At 62.9% G+C, this 19582-nt stretch carries 14 protein-coding genes; 9 read left to right on the top strand and 5 right to left on the bottom strand.

The window, feature by feature from the left end:
- The first annotated feature begins 297 nt into the window (after positions 1-297).
- Entirely contained in the window at positions 298-972 is a 675-nt protein-coding gene (locus ACZ6DT_RS33760) for a TetR/AcrR family transcriptional regulator (RefSeq protein ID WP_465602907.1), read from the top strand.
- 116 nt (positions 973-1088) lie between these two features.
- Positions 1089-1922 (top strand): MBL fold metallo-hydrolase, encoded by an 834-nt coding sequence (locus tag ACZ6DT_RS33765; protein WP_465602909.1) that lies wholly within the window; start codon positions 1089-1091, stop codon positions 1920-1922.
- A gap of 236 nt (positions 1923-2158) precedes the next feature.
- On the opposite strand, the gene ACZ6DT_RS33770 is transcribed toward ACZ6DT_RS33765, so the two are convergent.
- The 5 genes from ACZ6DT_RS33770 to ACZ6DT_RS33790 all read right to left on the bottom strand — a co-directional run bounded on the left by ACZ6DT_RS33770 (position 2159) and on the right by ACZ6DT_RS33790 (position 10914).
- Complete coding sequence (locus tag ACZ6DT_RS33770; protein WP_465602911.1) at positions 2159-3529, bottom strand: S8 family peptidase; 1371 nt, start codon at positions 3527-3529, stop codon at positions 2159-2161.
- A gap of 1704 nt (positions 3530-5233) precedes the next feature.
- Positions 5234-5992 carry a hypothetical protein gene (locus ACZ6DT_RS33775; protein ID WP_465602913.1) on the bottom strand — a complete coding sequence of 253 codons (759 nt, stop codon included), beginning with the start codon at positions 5990-5992 and terminating at the stop codon, positions 5234-5236.
- A 668-nt stretch (positions 5993-6660) separates the two neighbouring features.
- Entirely contained in the window at positions 6661-9591 is a 2931-nt protein-coding gene (locus ACZ6DT_RS33780; protein ID WP_465602915.1) for a BTAD domain-containing putative transcriptional regulator, read from the bottom strand.
- Positions 9592-9695: 104 nt separating this feature from the next.
- On the bottom strand, positions 9696-9863 hold the full coding sequence (locus tag ACZ6DT_RS33785; RefSeq protein ID WP_465602917.1) for a hypothetical protein: 168 nt from the start codon (positions 9861-9863) through the stop codon (positions 9696-9698).
- A gap of 460 nt (positions 9864-10323) precedes the next feature.
- Complete coding sequence (locus ACZ6DT_RS33790) at positions 10324-10914, bottom strand: hypothetical protein (protein ID WP_465602919.1); 591 nt, start codon at positions 10912-10914, stop codon at positions 10324-10326.
- Between the two features lie 568 nt (positions 10915-11482).
- On the opposite strand from ACZ6DT_RS33790, the gene ACZ6DT_RS33795 reads away from it, so the two are divergent.
- The 7 genes from ACZ6DT_RS33795 (at position 11483) to ACZ6DT_RS33825 (ending at position 19404) form a co-directional block, all read left to right on the top strand.
- On the top strand, positions 11483-12127 hold the full coding sequence (locus ACZ6DT_RS33795) for a LysE family translocator (protein WP_465602921.1): 645 nt from the start codon (positions 11483-11485) through the stop codon (positions 12125-12127).
- 143 nt (positions 12128-12270) lie between these two features.
- On the top strand, positions 12271-12693 hold the full coding sequence (locus ACZ6DT_RS33800; RefSeq protein ID WP_465602923.1) for a hypothetical protein: 423 nt from the start codon (positions 12271-12273) through the stop codon (positions 12691-12693).
- Positions 12694-13580: 887 nt separating this feature from the next.
- Positions 13581-14756, top strand: coding sequence for an MFS transporter (locus ACZ6DT_RS33805; protein WP_465602925.1), 1176 nt, complete (start codon positions 13581-13583; stop codon positions 14754-14756).
- A 600-nt stretch (positions 14757-15356) separates the two neighbouring features.
- Entirely contained in the window at positions 15357-15989 is a 633-nt protein-coding gene (locus tag ACZ6DT_RS33810; protein ID WP_465602927.1) for an ABC transporter ATP-binding protein, read from the top strand.
- The gene (locus tag ACZ6DT_RS33815; protein WP_465602929.1) at positions 15990-17405 is read left to right on the top strand and encodes a DUF6297 family protein; all 1416 of its coding nucleotides are present in this window, start codon (positions 15990-15992) and stop codon (positions 17403-17405) included.
- 803 nt (positions 17406-18208) lie between these two features.
- Positions 18209-18781 carry a TetR/AcrR family transcriptional regulator gene (locus ACZ6DT_RS33820; protein WP_465602931.1) on the top strand — a complete coding sequence of 191 codons (573 nt, stop codon included), beginning with the start codon at positions 18209-18211 and terminating at the stop codon, positions 18779-18781.
- Positions 18778-19404, top strand: a complete 627-nt coding sequence (locus tag ACZ6DT_RS33825; RefSeq protein WP_465602933.1) for a mycothiol-dependent nitroreductase Rv2466c family protein — start codon at positions 18778-18780, stop codon at positions 19402-19404. Before ACZ6DT_RS33820 ends, ACZ6DT_RS33825 begins: the two co-directional genes overlap by 4 nt.
- The last annotated feature ends 178 nt before the right edge of the window (positions 19405-19582 follow it).

Below are 19582 nucleotides of genomic sequence, written 5' to 3' on the forward strand. Positions count from 1 at the left end.
GGCGGTTGGGATTCGTCCGCGCCGATCGACACCTCATTCTGAGTCAGTCGCTTGTGGTCGTCCGACTCCCCCATCACCAGCTTGGCTGTCTTGTCAAGGCCACCCACCAGGCCGCTCCTCCACTGTGCGGCGACGCCTCAGCTGCCACCCGCGCGTACGGCGCTTTCCCGAGGCTCGGGGCTCGCGCCGCACAGCCAGCACGAAGCATCGGCGAAATACCGGGGAACGTTGGCGATGACGGGATGACGTGGCCGAGAAAGGTTGACAAATTAAATGAGCGCTCGTTTAATTAAGCATATGGCGAACGATCGCAACCCGGCACCCCCCGCCGCCCGCCGACCCGGCCGACCGCCGAAGAGTGACGGTGCTTTGACACGGGACCGCTTACTGGACGTCGCACTGGGTTTGTTCGCGCGACAGGGCTTCGCGGCCACTACGGTCCGCCAGATCAGTGCGGCGGCTGGCATCAGCGATACCGCCCTCTACGGCCATTTCGCTGGAAAGCAGGCACTGTATGAGGCGTTGTTCAACCAGGCCGGGCCGGCCAGTGCCGGGACTCCAGTACTCGATCTCGACGAGGTAGCTGCGGCTGAGCCACAGGTGGCGATTCGCGGTCTGGTCGAGCAGGTGTGGGCGGAGTGGTCCAGCCCGCGAGCACGGCAGTTCCTCGACGTGATGCTGCGCGACGGAGCCGAGACCACCGGCGGCCCGGCCGACCTGAGCGCCGCGATCGAGCTGACCCGCGATCAGTTGCAGGTGCCGTTCCGGCGGTGGCAGGAACGCGGCCTGGTACGTACCGATCTGCCACCCCGTCAGCTGGTGTGGGAACTGTTCGCGCCGCTGCAGGTGCCGCGCATCCTGTACCTCCGCGGCGACGTGACCGACGCCGATCTCGCCACTGCGCGCCAAGCGGTCGAGGACCACCTGGACTTCTTCCTGACCTCCATCATGTCTACCGAAAGGACTTCCTGATGACTCCCGTCGCATCCGAAATGACCGAACGCCCGGCAGACTTCGTCGCGCCGAACCTGAGCCCGGTCGGTCTAGAACTGCGCCCAGTGGAACTGGGTGAGGGTGTACACGCTCTAATGGCCAACGAAGCTCCCAAGGACAACAACGGTCTCATCATCGGCAAAAAAGCCGCGTTGATCATCGATTCCGGAGTTACTCCCCGCATCGGACGGCACATCCAGGACATCGCCGCCGACCTCACCGACACACCGATTCGCTACCTGGTCAACACCACCTACCACGGAGATCACACCTTCGGGAACACCGCCTTCGGCGCTGACGTCCGAGTCATCTCGTCACGGATGAACAAGGCCGCGATGTCCGATCTCGCGGCGGAGAAGAACATCCGCTCCGAAAGCATGTACGGCGCCGAAAAGAGCCTCGACGACGTGGTCTCCTGGCGGCTACCGGACGTGACGTTCGACCGGTACTGCGAGATCGACCTCGGCGGTCGGATAGTGCAGTTGTGGCACTTCGGCTCCGCGAACGGCCCCGGGGACACCCTCGTGCACGTCCCGGACGCGAAAGTCACCTGGACCGGGAACTTCATTTCGCCGGGCATGCCGCCAATGATGCTGATCGGCGATCCCGTCGCCTACCTGCGCACCGTGCGCGCCATGCGAGCCACCCTCAGCACCGAAACCCTGGTGCCCGGGCACGCCTTCATCGGCGAGGCAGAGCCGAGTATCTCCATCCTCCTCGGCTATCTGGAGAACCTGACCACCGCCGTGCACCGCGGCCGGGAGGCAGGCCGTCCTGTCGAGGCTTTGTACGAGGAACTCCCGATGTGGGGCATCACCACTCCTGCAGGCGCCCCCGAGCAGATCATCGCCGTACTGCGCTCACTGCACCGGCTCAACATCCTCACCACCTACCGTTGGATGGACGGCCAGCATCTGCGAGCCGCCTGACGCCGATGCGCGTGATCGAGTGAGTCTTCCCACAAAGTCATGTATGTCAACGAAACCGTCGAGTTGCTCGCCACAGAAGCCGACCAAGGCGGGCACTTACAACTGTTGCCGAAATCTGGTTCCCCGGCGAGCAGCCCGTCCTCGATCCACCTGATGTTCACGGAGATGGGGTGCTGGGTAAGCCACCCAGCACCCCATCCTTGTTGACCCTGTCAGCTAGCCGGTCAACCCTTCCGTCAGCTAACGGCCTTGCGCGCGTTGATAAGGCCTCTGCCGAAGAAACCCGCACCGGTACTGCCGCCCTCGCAGACCGCACGGTGCGTGCCCTTCCCGTCAGGGTCATGTACTCCGCCAGCAGGACAGGGCAACACCTGGGAGCCTGCGGCCAGGGCCGCCACCAGCTCATTTGCTCTCATGCCGGGATTGCGGCTCTTCAGCAGAGCCAGGACCCCCGCCACGTGGGGCGAGGCCATCGATGTTCCCTGGAAGTAGCCGTACCGGCCACCGGGAAGAGTCGATAAGACCCGTCCGTTCGCGTCCGGAGTCGCCGGGGTCTGGAATTGAGCGTCTCCTCCAGGAGCCGCGAAGTCCGCGACCCCGAGGCCGTGATTCGACCGGTGATAGCGGCTCTTGAAAGCGCCGACCGACGAGACCCCTACTACTTCAGTGTCTTCGGCCGGAAGGAGCTTGCAGGACGAGTCCGCAGTACGAGTCTGAGTCGGTCCACCGTTGTTCGGACTCAACTTGTCGACCACATCGTGGCCGAGATCCCAGTTTTCGTTGCCCAAAGCGCTCACCGCGACCATGTTCCCGGCCCCCGTGCTGAACGAGATCGCCCGGCGAATGGCTTCGGCAACCGCCTTCTGGTCAGGGTTGCCGGAACACCAGAAGTACCACGGGTCGATCGACAACGAGGTGTTCGCGACCTGCACGCCATGCTTAGCGGCCCAGATATAGCCGCAGATGGCCGCCTCGGGATAGATGTATCCTTCCGCTCCCCCTACCTTGATGGCAGCGACACGGACATTCGGGGCGACGCCGGTGACACCGATACCGTTCTTTGCCGCCGCCACGATCCCGGCCACATGAGTGCCATGGCCGATCTCATCCTGCCAAGAAGCCTCAGCTGTGTCCGGAATCCCCTCCATACAGCTCACCGATGCACCCTTGTCCACATTGGCGGCCAGGTCCGGGTGAGTGGAGTCAATACCACTGTCCAAGATTCCAACGAGCACATTTCTGCTGCCCGTGTTGATCTCATTGGCCTTCTCTGCACCGATCAGCTTCATGTTCCACTGATTTGCAGCCAAGGGGTCGGCAGTGGTGCTCCCGGTCACCCGTGGAGAAGACGCACTCTCCGGACGGACTATAGGCGCCGCCATCGGTGTTGCGACCCGCCCGGTCGCACCCAGCCCAACGAGGTTCCTGGTCGCGCCCACACCTGCGACACCAGTTCGCTTCCGCACGTCGGCGGCGAAGTCCTTGTTCTGGGATCGGGCGAAGATCACCCCGATCTCCGGCAACATTCGCACGACCGTGCCTTGGTTGGCCAGCACGGCCTCTTCGGCGAGATGAAGCGCGACATAGGGTTTGGGCGCCACTACCACGAAGTGCGCACCTTCCCCCGCGACAGGGGCGGCCTCCGATGCATCGACGGAAGGTACCGCGGTCAAGGCCAGACCGGCGATAATCGTTCCGACAGCGGCCGTGAATCGAACCTTCCTGCGTGAACGTGAGCTGGGCATACAAATACAAACCTCCACTATATTTTTAGAAGAGCTCAATGAAAAACATTGGACGCGCCACCCATTGCGAACCAACCCAAGGCGGCGGCATCGAAACAAGACAGAAGATGGAGCTTCTTGACGCCTGCCGCGACTGCTTCTACACCTCGCTCGGCACCGCTGTGGCTATGCACCATGGGCCACTTCGGGGCCGACCGTTCCGGCCACCACCTGATCGGTCATGCCTCGCGTGGACTCTCCGACCAACGCTGAAGGCTGCACATCCCCTGCATCACACGGGCATCGGGCAGCATGACCTGCCGGGCCGACCATTGTCGATCGACTGGTGCGAGCGATCAAATCCACCCCAGTCGCCACTCGAGCATTTGGATGCCACCTCAGCACAGGCTGGCTCGAAAAGAGTCGCGCAGCCGACTCGCCAAATCCAACTCTTCGGCAAGCAAGAGGAACATTCCCAATCGGCACACGGCCGGAGTCGATCTTTCCCTAGCGTAGTCTGCCATGAATTCGTGCCAGGCGGGAAACAACGCTATCGCCGGAACGTCAGCCGAGTAATCACCGGGGCACAGAGACGCGGCGTCGCTTTGACGCCGCGTCTCTGTGCCGGGTGATATTAGCTTCTATCATATCTTGTGATCACCAGTCCCTGCTACGCATGACACCTCCCCGACGATGGCTTCACCGGAACTCCGCTACATTCATATTCTTTTACCGAATGGACCTTTACTGCTCGGCAACCTCGAAGATCGCGGAATTCCGTCCGAACCATCCTGTTCAGACGGGCCTGCGCGGCCCACCGAGTTGACCACTCTTTCATCTTTCTCCAAATTCGGAGCTCGATCAAGCGCGCGATGATGCTTAAAGCTTTAGAACGATAACGCTCCGTTTATCGATCGTGTAACACGTCAAAGTGACCGGATCCGTCTTTCGTCGATGCCGTGGACTTCTTCCGTCTCGGTATCGGCGCACGAACGCTCCCGAACGACCAGGCGTCGGCCACCTCGGTCCGCGAGAAGAGCCACGAAGGGCGTACCCCTGAAGGCGCCGGGGGTGATCGACACCATGAACGTCAAGCAGATTCCCAGGGTCCGACCGTGCCGGAAGAGGCCCTTGGGTCGACTTTTACTTCTGCACATTCGATGAAATTTTCAGCGCAGCGGCCGCGGACCCTGCGCCTTGAAAGGAGATGAAGGAACAGGAATCCATGCAATCTTTCGGGCGATCAATGCAGTTTTGTATATTTACGGAGCCTAAGTGAAGAAAATATTCAGGGTTCAGTGAACGCGATGACATGCTACCCTCGGCGAGTCATCGCAACTGCGATCCACTGAGGGATTGTGCCAGCAGCTTGCCCAAGTCTGCCCCGCATTGAATGAGCGCCGCTCTGCGGTGAGGTGTGAACGGCGACTTCGCGCCGTGACCCTGGACTCGCCGCGTACGCTACGCCAATCCCAGGCCGCTACCTCCGCTGATGCAGACACGACCTGCATCAAGGCGAGAGTCAGTCGTCGAACCGGGTTTGATCCCCGCCGATACCTGAAGACGCGACTATCAAGGGGGACCCTCTTATCCGGTACAGGTCGAGATGCAGCGGACAGCAATGGCGGTACTCATCTCGTTCCCCGGTCCGGAGATCATGCCGGTGATGAGTTTGTCCAGATCTTCCCGCACTCCGCAATCGGAGAACGGCGGAATGTCGAAACCACTTTTAAGAGTGGTAGGTGGCGCCGTGTCCTGCAATCCGACCAGGCCTTTGATCTTGATGATCATCGGGCTTTGCGTCTTGCAGTTCGGTCCGACATCGAGGACTTTGCCGTCAACCTTGGTCTCGCTAAGTCGGATTGTGAGCCGCAGCGTCAGGTCTACGATCACCGAGAAGTACTTCTTGCCGTCTGGAAATGGACGCGAAGCTACCTCGCCGGCATCCCCCGGGTCTTTCAACAGTGCACCACCCTGATCCCCTTGCGGGAGCAGCTCCACAGTGCTGGTCACTGGCAGGAACCCAAATGTCACGAAATATGCGTTCGCGGTCTTTGGCAGTGTAATCGAGGCCGTCAGGGTTTTGTTCCCCGCGTCAATCGTGCTGTCGTATCGCCCTTCGCCGGTAGCCAGGTTCGAGCGGAGCTTCGCGATGCGCGAAACCGTGTTGCGAACATAGTGTGACGCAATCAGGCCAGCGGAAGCGACGTCCACAGGGTTCGGCGCCGACGCATCAGCACTGGGTCCGGTAGGTGCGGCAGATGCAGAACTCAACGATACAACGCCAAGGGCAAGCATCACAACGACAGCCAGCCAGCGCGAGCCGCGTCGAGTCGCCAGAGACATGGCCACCATCCTTGATTGGCTTGACAAGATGAGAGAACGAACCAGTGCGCTCCGCAACAGGAAGTTACTCGGCAGAACTTCTGCGATGCAAGCATCGCGGCGATCTTGAGACCAGCCGTTCCGACTCGCCGTCACAATTACCATCGATGAACGATGATTTACTATGAGACCCGACATGCACATGACAAGTTTTGCACGCGTGCCGCTAAAACCTTGAGCACGGCTTCCGTATATGCTCGTTGGTTGCACGAACACGGATCAGTCTAGATACGAATTTTCGACAGAACATTCACGGAGTTCCTGCTGACCTAATACGATATACAACAGGCTATCGAATACCGCGTTCACCGCATGACCACTAGGTTCCGCCCCGAAGATCAGGAGGTGGCGGACCGCTTCCTGCGGATCTACAGACACTTGGCCAACCGAGACCGGTCGTGCCGACGGTCTGCGTCACCGTCGTAGAGACGATTCAACTGATGTCAGCACGGAGCTTTTGCGAGTATCGACTGCTATTCACCAACTAAGTATCGCTTGAGTCCGCTTCAGGCCCACGAGTCTGCAAGCTCTCCAGATGAACGAAGGCAGTGGAAACCGACTCTCGCCATATCTCGACCTGCCAGTGAGCCGGTCTGGTCGCCGGGCGCCAGGCCAACGATCCCGGTTCCCTATTCTCCGCATAAGCGCTCGTGTACAACCCCGACCGACGTGTCATGGATATCCGGCCGGGGAGCCACCCCTTGTCGTTCGTCCCGTAGCCGAGCGATCAGGTCCAACTCCGCGAGAACAGTGTAGTGCTGTTGTGCATGGCCGCCTCGCCGAAACCACACTTCGACCTCAAGAAGAAGCTTCTCAGCTACGGCTAGGTCCCCCGTGCGGAGACAGACTTGCCCCAGTCCGGTCATCGCGATAGCTTCCGCGGGCTTGAAACTGTGGTCCGCGGCGAGTTTCCTCGCCGCCTCAAAATGCTTTCGGGCGGCGTCATAGTCCCGCCGGGTCAGCGCTAGCTTGCCGAGGCCAGAATGCCGGTCCGCGGCTTCGGCCCACATACCGAGCTGGTCGGCCAACGCGAGGCCGTCGCGGTGTAACCGTTCTGCAGCGACATGGTCGCCACCGTACTCAGCTAGTACAGCGCGAGGGTAGATGGTGAGGAGCTCACCACCACGGTCGCCCAGACCGCGAAATCCTGCGAGTGCCTCCTCAGCGGCGACGGCCGCTGAGGCCCTGTCACCTCGGAGGATGGCGTGGTGAGCGCGCAGGCTCGCACACACGGCCATGCCCCAAACATCTCCGAGTGATCGAAACCCGGCGGATGACTTCTTCGTCAGGTCCTCGCTGACTTCAACGTCGCCCGCATGCAGCAGGACGTAGCCAAGGAACCATTGCGCCATCGACAGTCCGCGCAAATCACCAGCGTCGTCGAATGCCGCTAGGGCAGCTGCGGTGTGACTTGCCCGGTCAGGTTCAGTGTCGAGTAGAACCGTGAGGCCTGCCTCCCAGCACTTCACCCGCGCGTACCCCATCCGCGATGCGGCGCTGGGAGCGGCTAGTGCCCGCCTGGCCCAGCGAGCAGCCTGCTGAACCCGGCCACGTAGCAGCAGGTACCACGTAAGAGCGTCCACCAGTCGCAGCGCGATGTCCGCCGCGCTGTCGTCGGCAGTGGTCTCCAAAGCCGAATGGAAGTTGCCGGCCTCGACATCAAGGCGTTCGAGGTTCGAGCGCTGCCGCGGGCCGAACAACCCAGGTGCGAGCTCTTCGGCCAAGCCCACATAGTACCGAGCATGCTTGCCACGGAACGTGTCCGTCTCCTTGGCTTCCGCCAGGCGCGTACGTGCATAGGCGGCGACCGTCACCAGCAATCCGTATCGGCGGCTTTCGCTGACGACGACCATCGAGCGGTCGACCAACCTCGCCAAGATCGCCGCCACATCACGACGATCAATGGTCTCATCAGAGCAAATCTCCTCCACCGCTTCCAGGCTTCCGCCGTCCAGGACGGCGAGTCGCCGCAGGACGATTCGCTCCGGCTCAGTCAGCAGCTCCCAGCTCCAGTCGAGCAAGGCGGGCAGCGTGCGCTGCCGGGCGGGAGCGCCGTGATTGCCGCCGGACAGCAAATGGAACCGGTCGTCCAGCCGCGCTACGAGCTCAGGTAGCCCTAACGCCCTCATCTTGGCCGCGGCCAGCTCCAAGGCAAGCGGAAGACCGTCCAGTGACCGGACGAGATCGGCTACCTCGCCGGCGTTCGAGGAGTCCACCGTGAAGGTGGAGCGAGCTTCGACAGCACGGGTCGAGAATAGGCGGACCGCGCTGGACTGCCGCACTTTGTCGGCTTCGGCGCCGACTTCTGGCAGATCCAGTGAAGTCACCGGCTGAAGGATCTCGCCGGGTATGCCCAGGGGTTCCCGGCCTGTCGCCAGCACCTTCAGACCGGGCGCCGCGGCAAGAAGGGTCCGCACCAGCCCCGCGACAGGTTCGGTCGCATGCTCGCAATTGTCGAGTAGCAGCAGCACCGACCGGTCCCGCAAGAACGCGGAAAGCCGTTCGAGGTGCACAGTTGGCGCCGCCGGAGGCAGTCCCCCGAGCATGGTGTTCTCACGGAGTCCGAACACCCTCATCACCGCTTCGGCGATTTCGTCGCCGGACCGAGTTCCGGCCAGCTCTACCAGCCACGTTCCATCCGAAAACGCGTCAGCCAGGAGGTCCGCGACAGCGAAACCCAAGCGTGTCTTTCCCACGCCTCCGGGCCCGGTGAGGGTTACCAGTCGCGCGTTGCAGACCACATCGGCGACGTCAGTGACCATCTGGTCTCGGCCGATCAACGCGGTGAGCTGCGCTGGCAAATTCGTCCGACGGAGAGAGGGCGGCGTGTCCAGGGTGGGGTCCCTGGTCAAGATCGCGTGCTGGAGGGCGATCAACTCCGGACTGGGATCAAGACCGTGCTCCTCGGCCAAACCACGGCGAAAGGCATCGTAGCTCGCCAGTGCATCTCCTGGACGTCCGTCGCGGTATAGGGCACGGACATGCGCCGACCGGAGTCGTTCACGATGGGGATACCGGTGTACCCAACCTGTCAACTCGGCAACCAGCCCGCTGTGCTCACCGAGAACGAGCCTAGTCTCGACGAGTTCCTCGACGGCAAACAGCCTTAGCTGTGCCAAGCGCTCCGCTGTCGGCTGCGCGAACGCCTCATCGGCGAATTCCATCAGGGCATCACCTCGCCAGAGAGCGAGCCCTTCAGAAAGCAGCTGCCTCCGCGGGAGCGGGTCATGGGTACTTCGAGCCTCGCTGAGCAGCTGTTGGAAGCGAATGGCGTCGATCGTGTCGGCAGGCGTGTCCAGGCGGTACCCAGCGCTGGTCAGCTCGATCATTGAGGACCCCAGAAGGCGACGAAGTCGGGAAACCCTGACTTGTAGGGCATTCGTCGGATGCGCGGGCAGCGAATCCGGCCAGAGGTCGGCGAACAAGCGCTCGACGGGAACCGCGACGCCCTCGTTTGCCAACAGTACGGCCAGTAGCGACCGTAGGTCAGCACCCTGGGGCGTGACGGGGACCCCGTCCTCCTGCCACACCGTCAACGGTCCCAGCACACTGAATCGCACTCGCCCACAGTACTGAGCGACGGTGGCGCGCGCTGGAGAGTTCGTTGGAAGCCTCCAGACAGCAGGTGAGGTGCCTTCTCGACGCGATCGCCCACAGTATGGGCTCAAGCAGCGGTTCCCAGCGGCACTGACATCTTCGCCGCGGGCACCGACGGCACGTCATCGCCGGACTCCTGCCGCAGATCGCGGCTGACCTCGATGTCGGGATCACAGCTGTCGGTCAGCTGATCGTCCTGTTCGCGCTGGCCAGCGCCGGTAGTGGGCGCGATCACAGCGGGGTCGACCCGGGACGCGCACTCATACAAGAGCCGGCGACCTCCGTCGGCGGCAGTGGACTCACCGTCATCGGAGAACTTGCGAGCCGGTTTTTGCCTAAACGAGTCGTGCACGCCGAGCTGGCCGTAGCCGCAGCAATGCGGAGTACGAGCCTCCTGTTTTTCGAGCAGCTCGCCTTATTTTCGTCAGGACACCTACGTGGAGCCGTGATTATGTCCTTGCCAATGGCGCTCCCGCAGATCCAGCGGATCGCCCAAGCTCCCAGCTCGACGGAGGCCCTGCTGGGCTTGAAATGAATTGGTGATCCACCTCGACAGAAGGGGTAGGGTAAGCTCCTCGTCGGCGTGGTGGGCATTTTAGTTATGCCAATCACCGGAGAATAAGAAAAGGATCCACTTTCGGCGGTTTATGCTCAGCCCTCGCACCTTGAAGGGCAATTCCAGTAATCAGCACGCACTACAGAGGCATGGTCACCATACTATGAGTCACATCCCGAGCAGCTGACGCCATTTCCTGATGGTCAGCGGGAACACGACCGAAAAACCCCTTGTTATAACCGTCATATTGAACGCGAATCACCCTGCTTCCGGCCCGGACGACAACGATGGCGGTCGCGAGGTCAGAGCGCTGCCATAAGCCCTGCACCCCTGACGCCCCCGCTAGCGCAAAGGGCTGAGACCCAGCGAGTATTCCGGTCTCTACTGTGTAATTTTGGTCCGCAGCCGCCATATGGACATATTCTCGCACTCTTATGGACAGAGCGCGGTAACTCACCCCATTCGCCCCTTTGAGTGTATCGTAGTCACAAGCAGTTAGGCGGACATCTTCGCCGCGCAGCGTATAGGACGTGGTCGGATTCGTGACACCGAGACGATCGACCTGTTCGACTGAAAGTCGACACTCGGGAATGACCGAGATATTCGCGGGCGCACTCCCAACCGGTACAGAAACGTCGACAATACGGAACACCGCGAAAACGACGAAGATAAGCAGCGCGATTACGGAAGCAATAACGGCGAAGACGAACCCGACACGACGTCTCGCCATTTGGCGATGGTACACGACACCTCTCCAAACGTCCGAGATCTGACAGAAATCGCTCCCAACACCGGGCGGCATACCCATGTTCCCTCGCCATGCGGATGGCATGCAGCCACTATTGCAGGACGCTCCCACAATGCCGCGGACCAACCGGATCCGTTCCTTGAGGGGACCATACTCGTCGATTAGCGACTACCAATCCCTGTTCCGCATCGCACCTCCCCCACGGGACACTTCGGCCAGGTGCACCGCAAACGCAGTTCACCTTCGATGTTCCCCATACCGGCGACTCGATCAACCACAGCATCCTGAATGAACAATGTCTATCCAGGCCACTGCGGCCTCACTTCAGGCAGTCACCCGCACACCCTGCCCAAGACGGAGTCGACAATCAAGAGCGCAGCGATGCAAAAAGTTGCCAACTGATGTCCGACCAGTTATCGAACTCTCTGGTTGATAGCGCCCAGTACTTTTTCGTCACCACACGTCGCGCGCGCCACCGAGTCAAGATTCAGTGAAGTCATATTTACACGAAATCGATACGCCTACAGCAAAATTACAGTAGTATCGACAAATGATATCCGCTGGACAACTTGCAACTTTCGCCGCACTGACCTTTCTTATGGTCATCATACCCGGACCGAGCGTATTGTTTACAATCAGCCGAGCTCTCACCGTCGGCCGGCGTGACGCGCTCCTCACCGTCGCCGGTAACGCAGCGGGGGTTTATACCCAGGTGGTGGCAGTAGCCTTCGGTCTCGGAGCGATCGTGAGTAGTTCGGCCGTGGCTTTTACTGTTATCAAGCTAGCCGGCGCGCTCTATCTGATTTACCTGGGCGTTCAGGCGCTGCGGAAGCGCCGCAAGCTGACCGAGGTTTTCGCGTCGGGAATTCGTGCCACCCCGGGACATACCCTCTCCGTGCTGCGCGACGGCTTTGTGCTCGGATTTGCCAATCCGAAGTCGATTGTGTTCCTGGCCGCGATTCTGCCGCAGTTCGTCGACACTCAGGCCGGGGCCACATCCGCGCAGATGCTGTTGCTTGGTATCTGCCTGCCGATCATCGCACTCATCTGCGACAGCACCTGGGCGTTCATCGCCGGCCAAGCCCGGACCTGGTTCGTCCGCTCGCCCAGGCGCCTGGAACTGCTCGGCGGCACGAGCGGTCTGACGATGATCGGCCTTGGCGCTTCTCTTGCCTTGAGCGACCGTCAAGGTTGAACTGCGTCCCCGGGGGAGCATGCAGCCAGTTCCCAATTGGGAGGCCCGAATGCCGCCGTCGTTTTCCTGCCTCAGACGAGACGAGACGGAGCATCGACACTCTCGAACAGACGTGTCCCCGCCGCCGACCAAATCCTTGTGATTTGGTCACCATCGATGTCCAGCTGGTCGATTCCGCTCTTACCGACACGATCAGCGTCATGTACGGCACGCCACCGAGCGCTCACCTGCCCGGTAGCGAGGTCAACGATTGGCGTGTCCTCCACTGTGAAGACAAGCCCAGGACGTGCTCTGCGCCAGGATCGAACGAAGGTGAGTACGTCATCGGGTCCGCGCAGCGCGTCCGCTCCGGGAATCTCAGCGGCGAAGTGCACCCGAAAGCCAGGTGCGAGAATTTCCTGAGCGAGGCCATATTCACCGCTCCAGAGAGCGGCCCACTGGTCGGCGAGTCGGCCACCGGTTGCTCTGACGACAGCTGGATCGAGGTGTTCGCTATTCATGACAGGTCCTTTCGGGCTGGCCTTTCGGTGGCCACTGCCGCGGTCGTACGCGAGACGAAAAAGTGATGCGGTCTTACCCACGTTGCCCCCGAGCCTGCACCAGACGAAGCCGGGTGGCAGAACCGACACTGCGCGAGGGCACGTTGCCTTCGTCGCTTGAAAAGCACAATGGGTCGGGCAATGCATTTTGACGGGAGACCGATGCAGCATGAGGTATCGTCGCTGGTCCAAGCTCGTACTTGATCGTCGGCATAGCAGTTCTGTTTGAAACGCCCGGTCCTCGAGCGTCTCGACGTGCCCGCGGTGCACGCCAGGTCTTCGATCGGCATGCCTCCTGATCGGCCTGACGGCACGTTTCGCAGTGAACCCGTGATCCACCAGATTCGCCAGACCCCCTCCGCGGTGTCAGCGGAGCGTGAGCGTTTACAAGTGAGGTGTATCGGGGCTGGTGACCTTGGGTAAACCCGCATTGTCGAGCGGCGAGGTACTCGACGGTATCCAGCGTTGTTGGTTGAGACGTAGCGTTATCGGTTGGCTAGGGCGCAACTGGCGAAGGCCTGTACACAAGTAAGCCTTCGGCTACGTGGGCCCGGAATAGTTGGAACCTGAAGGCGGCGACAGCGTCGGCCAGGACAGCCAGGCGACAACCCTAGCTGGGCACTCAACCGTGGAGCGCCCGAGAGACGTCGCGGCAGGCACCAGCAGCCCCGCAAAGAGAGACCGTAGGCGGCGCCGGGCAATCTGGCAGATGGATCGCCCGCCTGTCATGCCGCTGGTGGCCCGAGCGCACTCAATCGCACTCATCCTCCCTGGTGAGAGGGTCACCTCGCTGGAAAGCGCGACGAAAGCGTCCGGACAGCGGCCCGGGGCAGCCTTGATCTCATCGACCGCCGAACGAAAGAAGACCCACGGATATGGCCCCCAGGAACGGACTGTTCGTAAGGCTCTTGCCGTTGGCGATAGCCATGTTCGCCGTCGGCACCGATGGCTTTGTCATTGCCGGGCTACTACCCCAGATCGCCGCGGATCTCGAAGTCAGCGTCACAGCGGCGGGCCAACTAGTCACCGTGTTCGCTCTGGCGCTCGCCATATCCGCGCCAGTTCTCGGGGCGGTCACCAGCGGAATGGATCGCCGCCGAGTGCTGGTGCTGGCGCTGACGATCTTCATCCTGGGCAACGTGCTCACCGCAGTCGGCCCCGACTATACGATTGTGCTGAGTGCCCGGGTTCTGACCGCGATGGGCGCGGGTCTCATCGGTGCCGCCGCCTTCAGCGCCGCAGCGTCCATCGCGCCCGAACAGCATCGCGGAAAAGCACTCGCCACCGTCATGGGCGGCCTCACCCTGGCCATCGCTTTCGGCCTACCAGCAGGCACCCTCATCGGCGCGACCGAATGGCGCATCACCTTGTGGGCGGTAGCCGGCCTCGGCCTTATCGCCGGAGTCGGCGTCATCGTCGCACTGCCGCCCATCAATCTGCCCTCTGACCCGCTCCGCGCGCGGTTGGCACCTCTCGCGAAACCTCGGATCCTCGGCACACTTGCCGTCACCATCCTTACTCTGTCGGGTACGCATGTGCTCTACACCTATATCGGCCCGGCCATGACGGCGGCCACCGATGGTTCGGCCGGTGCGCTCACGGCACTCCTGCTGTCGTGGGGAGTGGGCAACATGGTGGGGAACCTGCTGGCCGGACGCCTCGCGGACCGGTATCCACCCCAGCAGGTCGTCTCCGCTGGATTAGGCGCGGCCGCAGTCTTGCTCGGCGTGAGCCCGCTGCTGACAAGCAATCTACCGCTGGCGCTCGGCTGGGCCTTGGTGTGGGGAGTTTTCGTATCCCTGCCCGTCGTGCCGCAGCAGAGCCGGCTCGTCGCCCAGGCGCCGAGTTCGTCGGCCATCCTGCTCGGCTTGAACAACTCGGCGATCTATGTCGGTGTCGCTCTCGGCGGTGCGCTGGGCGGCTTGAGCCAATACCAGCTGACGCCCGATCTCTTAGGCCTTGCAGCGGCGGCAGTAACTGGTCTGGGTTTCCTCCTCAATCTTCTCACCCGCCGAAAAGCTGCCACTCCCCACTCGGCGGCCCAGCTGTACGAGGACCGAGGGTCGCCCTTCGGCCCGCTGCCCCGTTGACTCGGTCAAGCCCGCGACAGGATATCGGTCGATATGTTCAAACATCTGCGCTGGAGCATATCCGGTTGTTCTTTGTGTGCAGATGACGACAGGCCGTCGATGTCGCCGATGAAGATGGCGCCGTACTTCCCATACCGGCGGTGATGCCCTCATCAGCGTTCGAGGCGATCCCGATCGGACCAGTGGCCATAGCAAGCATCTCCCGGAATCCGTCGCCCCTCTCGGTGACATAGGTGGCGAGTTCCTCCGTCACCACAGCCCCATCGAAAGCGAGACCATGCTTAAGCACTCGCGACTCGGCGTGTCTCCAGATCGGGTCGGCCGCAAGCAAACGGAGCGGCTGGGCTGTCGGAGATCATGTCGTTTGGTAGCCTCGGCCAGAGCGGTCCCTGGGGATGACCGGTTGCGACGCGACCTCGTCGCATCGGCTGTAGAGACCTACGATGACGACGGGCCTGGCTGGGTGGGTGCGGCTTGATGCTGGGTGCGGCCGGTGTGGCCTTTGCGGCGTTCAAGGATCGCTGAACCGGATGTGCCGTCACCGTTGTGGTGGACACCCTCTACGAGACAGGTTTGATCGAGGTGGACGACAGGACTCCTGTGAACGACAGGAACGTGATCGTGGTGTCGAACGCCCGCAAGGCGTTCGGCGATCTCGTCATCCTGGACGACGTCAGTTTCGGGGTTGGGCCGGGAGAAGCGGTCGGCGTCGTCGGGGTCAACGGTTCCGGCAAGTCGACGCTGCTCAAGTGCGTCATGGGGGTGGAGGAGCTCGATTCCGGTGAAGTGATGCTGGACGGCTCCCCCTTGAAGGAAACCAGCCCATCCACGCGCCGGGACATCGCGTGCCTGCTCGACGACATCGATTTCTTTCCAGACATGTCCGTGGTTGAACACCTGCGGCTATGCGCCTGGGCGCACGGGGCGGAATCGCCTGAAGAATCCGCGTTGACCGTCGTGGACGAAGTCGGGCTCGCGGCGGCGAAGGATCAGCTACCCGTGACACTGTCCACCGGGCAGCGGCATCGGCTCGGCCTCGCGTCGTGCTTCGTCCGCCCACGCCGGGTGGTGATCCTGGACGAGCCGGAGCAACGGCTCGACGCCGAGGGCATCAAGTGGCTGACGGAGAAACTCATCGAGGAGAAGCGGCGTGGCCGGGGACTTCTCATCGCCTCGCACAACGCGACATTGCTCAACGCCGTGGTGGACACCGTCGTGGAAGTCGGTACTTAGGTGCTCCAGCAAGACGCGGCAACCGCACCGTCGGCGCGCGAGGCCCGACAGCTGATCCGCTCCTACCGATTGAGGCGCGCCTCCACCCGCGAACGGGTCGCCGATCTCATGCTCGTCGCCATGTACGCGGCGATGATCATCGGGCTCGTCGCGGGAGCGGCCCAACTCGGCTTCGACCGCGCCGCAGCGATGGACGACAGCGCGACATCGACGGTGATGCGGCATTGGGTGGTGTCGATCGGCGTGTTACTGGTCGCCATCGCGTGCGCGAAGGTGGCACTGGGCTTCGGGCCGGTGCTGGTACGGGGGCCTGCGCAGTCGTGGCTACTGAGCAGCCCGATTGATCGACGGATGCTTCTCGTCGGCAGGTTCGCGCTCATCGTGGCTTTCGGCGTGGCCGCCGGCGCCCTCCTTGCCCTGGTCGCGATGATCGCAGGTGGCGGAGCCGCAGACATACTGCCTGGCGTGCTCGCGACCGGCGGTGCGCTGGGCAGCGCGCTCGCGTCGGCGACCGTGGTGGTCCAAGCGAACGCCGACCGCATCCAACGGGTGCAGGCCGGACTGAACCTCGCGCTCGGCCTTTGCGTCACCGCACTGGTGGCGGTGCTGGCCATTCGCCCGGCCGGGTCCCCGGCGGTGGCAGGCCTGATGGCAGACGGGGGCGTGATCGCGGCGGTGGCGGCTGTCGTCGTCGCGGGCGTGATCACCTGGTCCGCCCAGGCGTTCCTCGCGAAGCTCGGCAGGGCGCAGCTCTCCGTCGGCGCGGATATCGCGCAGGCGACTTCGATGGCGGCGACCTTCCTGGAACCGACCGTCCTTTGGGGTGTCCTCCTGATCGAGCGCGCTCGACGGATGGCCCGCGTGCGTTCCGCGCAGTTGCGCGGCACGCGTATGACGGCGCTGGTGATGGCCGACTTCGTGCGCGTCAGGAGAACATGGTCTGGACCAGTGGTGTGGGCCGGGCTGCTGCCCGTGCCGTACCTGGCGGAAGCGATCGTGGCTCCGATCGCACTCCCCGCGGTGCACGTGATCACGGCCTTCCTCGCCGCTGACCGGCTCGCCGGCGGGTTACGGATCATCTCCAGGGCACCTGCGCTCAGGCGGATGCTCGGGGGCAGTGACCGGCAGTTGGTCCTCGCGCACCTGGTGCTCCCCGCCACCGGCGCCATCGTGTGGTGCGCGGCGACGGCGCCTGCCCTTCCGAGCACGGCCTTTCTCGTCTGCGCGTTGTCCGCGATCGGATCAGTCCTCGTCATTTACCGGATGGCGACACGGCCCCCGATCGAGTACTCAACCCCCATGCTGGAAGTCGGCTTCGGCACCGGTGGCGTGCCCATCTGGCTGTCGCTCCAGCTCAGCCGAGGACCCGCCCTGCTGCTGATCCTCGCGTGGGCGCAAACCGCCCTCGCCGGTTGAAACCTGACCGGCCGACGAGTGCGGAACATCAACGCGCCATACGTCACGGCACACCACGGTGGCGAAGAGATCTGGCGCGCCACCCGCCGGAATCCAGATCGCCTGCGCATAGCAACGGGTGCGCAGCCGACCCATCGGGCTCGACGGCGCCGACAGCATGCCGAGCCAATGCCGCAGCCGCAGGCCGTTCGCCGTGTGCTTGTCCGCGCTCACCGTGGCGGCCGCCTTGATCACGGCCCTGCCGTTCAGCGGTTCCAGCTTGCTGGGCTCTCCTGGAACAGCGCGTCCTCGGTGAAGGTGTCCGCCCACCGCTCGGCCTCGCGGTCGCCCATGAGACCCCATCTGGAAGGCGTAGAACTGCTGCACCCGCGCGTAGATCTCGGCGTCCACCGGCGTGTACACGGGCGTCGGTTCGGACTGGGTCATCGATGGTCCTCTCCGGTGTGTCTACTCAGGACGGTTCAAGCCCGCTTGAATGACGGCGGGGCGAGCAAATGGCCGCCGTAAGCGACAGCCTGCGGTTCCGGCTGCAACGCCACATGGCTGGCCATGCAGTGCAGGTCGCGCAGAACCGCTGCGACAGGTCGGTCGCCAGTTAGCCGCGCGAATCCGCGGCGCGGAAGAGCCGCATCGCGCACCGCGTCGATCGTCTCCCTGCCCGCCTTGAAGGTCTTGCGCAGCCCCTCGGCCCGGATTAAGTCTCACCACGCATGTTGCGGACCCTTAGGCATCCAGAATGGAGCTACAACGTTCCATACATGCAGTAAAATACCCGTTTAGGGTGTTTCTGATACCATGAGGGCATGAGTGCGAGGAACCGGACCGAACGAGCCATCGTCGCGGCCGCGGTGAGGACGTGGGCGAGTGATCGTTCGGCGATATTGCCTCAGATCGCCGAAGCCGCAGAAGTCGGACGCACGACGCTGCACCGCTACTTTCCCGAGCGCGATGGGCTGGTGCGCGCGGCCATCGAGCACTCCCTGGAGATCATCGGCACTGCGATCGCCGAGGCGCAGCCTGACACCGGTCACCCGCGGGAGGCGATGCGCCGCGTCGTCGCCGCGCTGAACTCGGCGAGCGATGCCGTCACGTTCGCGTTCGGCGACCACCACCTCGTGCAGGACGTCATCCCCACGGCGGATCCCGACCTGCCCAACCCGCACGACCCGGTGATCGACCTCATCCGTCGCGGCCAGGCCGAGGGCGTGTTCGACGACCAGGTCTCGGCCGAGTGGATACAGCAAGTCCTGTGGGGGCTGACCTACACCGCCTTCGAGCAGGTCGCCCAAGGCGCACTGGCCAAGTTCGACGTCGCCGCGACCGTGACGCGCACCCTGGAACGGGGCATCACCGCAGAGGGCGGCGACCCGACGTGACTTCAACTGCAACATCGACGACCGCCGCTGGCGCCGAGACCGGCTGGACAGTGGACTTCTGGCTTGACCCCGCCTGCCCGCTCACTCGCCACACCGCCCGCTGGGTCACCGGAATCGCCGACAAGATCCCGCTCCAGCTCCGTTGGCGGGTGATGAGCCTGTCGGTACTCAACGAGCATCGCGACGACGACCCCGAGGGCGACCCTCATGGCTATCTATGGATTCCCGCCCGTGTCGCGGCAGCCGTCCTCACCGAGCACGGCCATGACGCACTCGGCCTGTTCTATGACGCGCTCTGGACCGAACCCGATGGCGCTGAACGGGGCTGGATCGGCGATATCAGCGAAGCATTGCATCGCTCCGGCCTACCCGTCGGGCTCGCCGAGGCCGGCACGTCCACCGACTACGATGCCGAACTACGCGCCTCCCACCACGACGGCGTCAGCCGTATCGACGCCGAGATCGGCACACCCGTCCTGGCCATCACCACACCTAACGGCGAAGGGCGCACCTTCTTCGGTCCCGTCCTCAATGCTGTACCAGCACAGGCGGACGCACTCCGCCTGTGGCAGGCAACAATCCTCGTGGCCAGCATCCCAACCTTCCTCGAGATCAAGGCGTGACCGAACCCCTTCGGCGAGAAACTCATCCGCGCCGTCAACAACCTCCTGAACCGCAACAACTAGTGCCGTATCAAGCAACGTTGGGGACTGTTCCAGGATCGGTGTTTCCGGCCCGACACGCCGGGCTGAGGTCCGGCGGGATGGGCACTGTGAGTGATGACATCGGACCTTGTGAGTC

This window comes from Amycolatopsis sp. NPDC041971 (genome assembly GCF_055588925.1).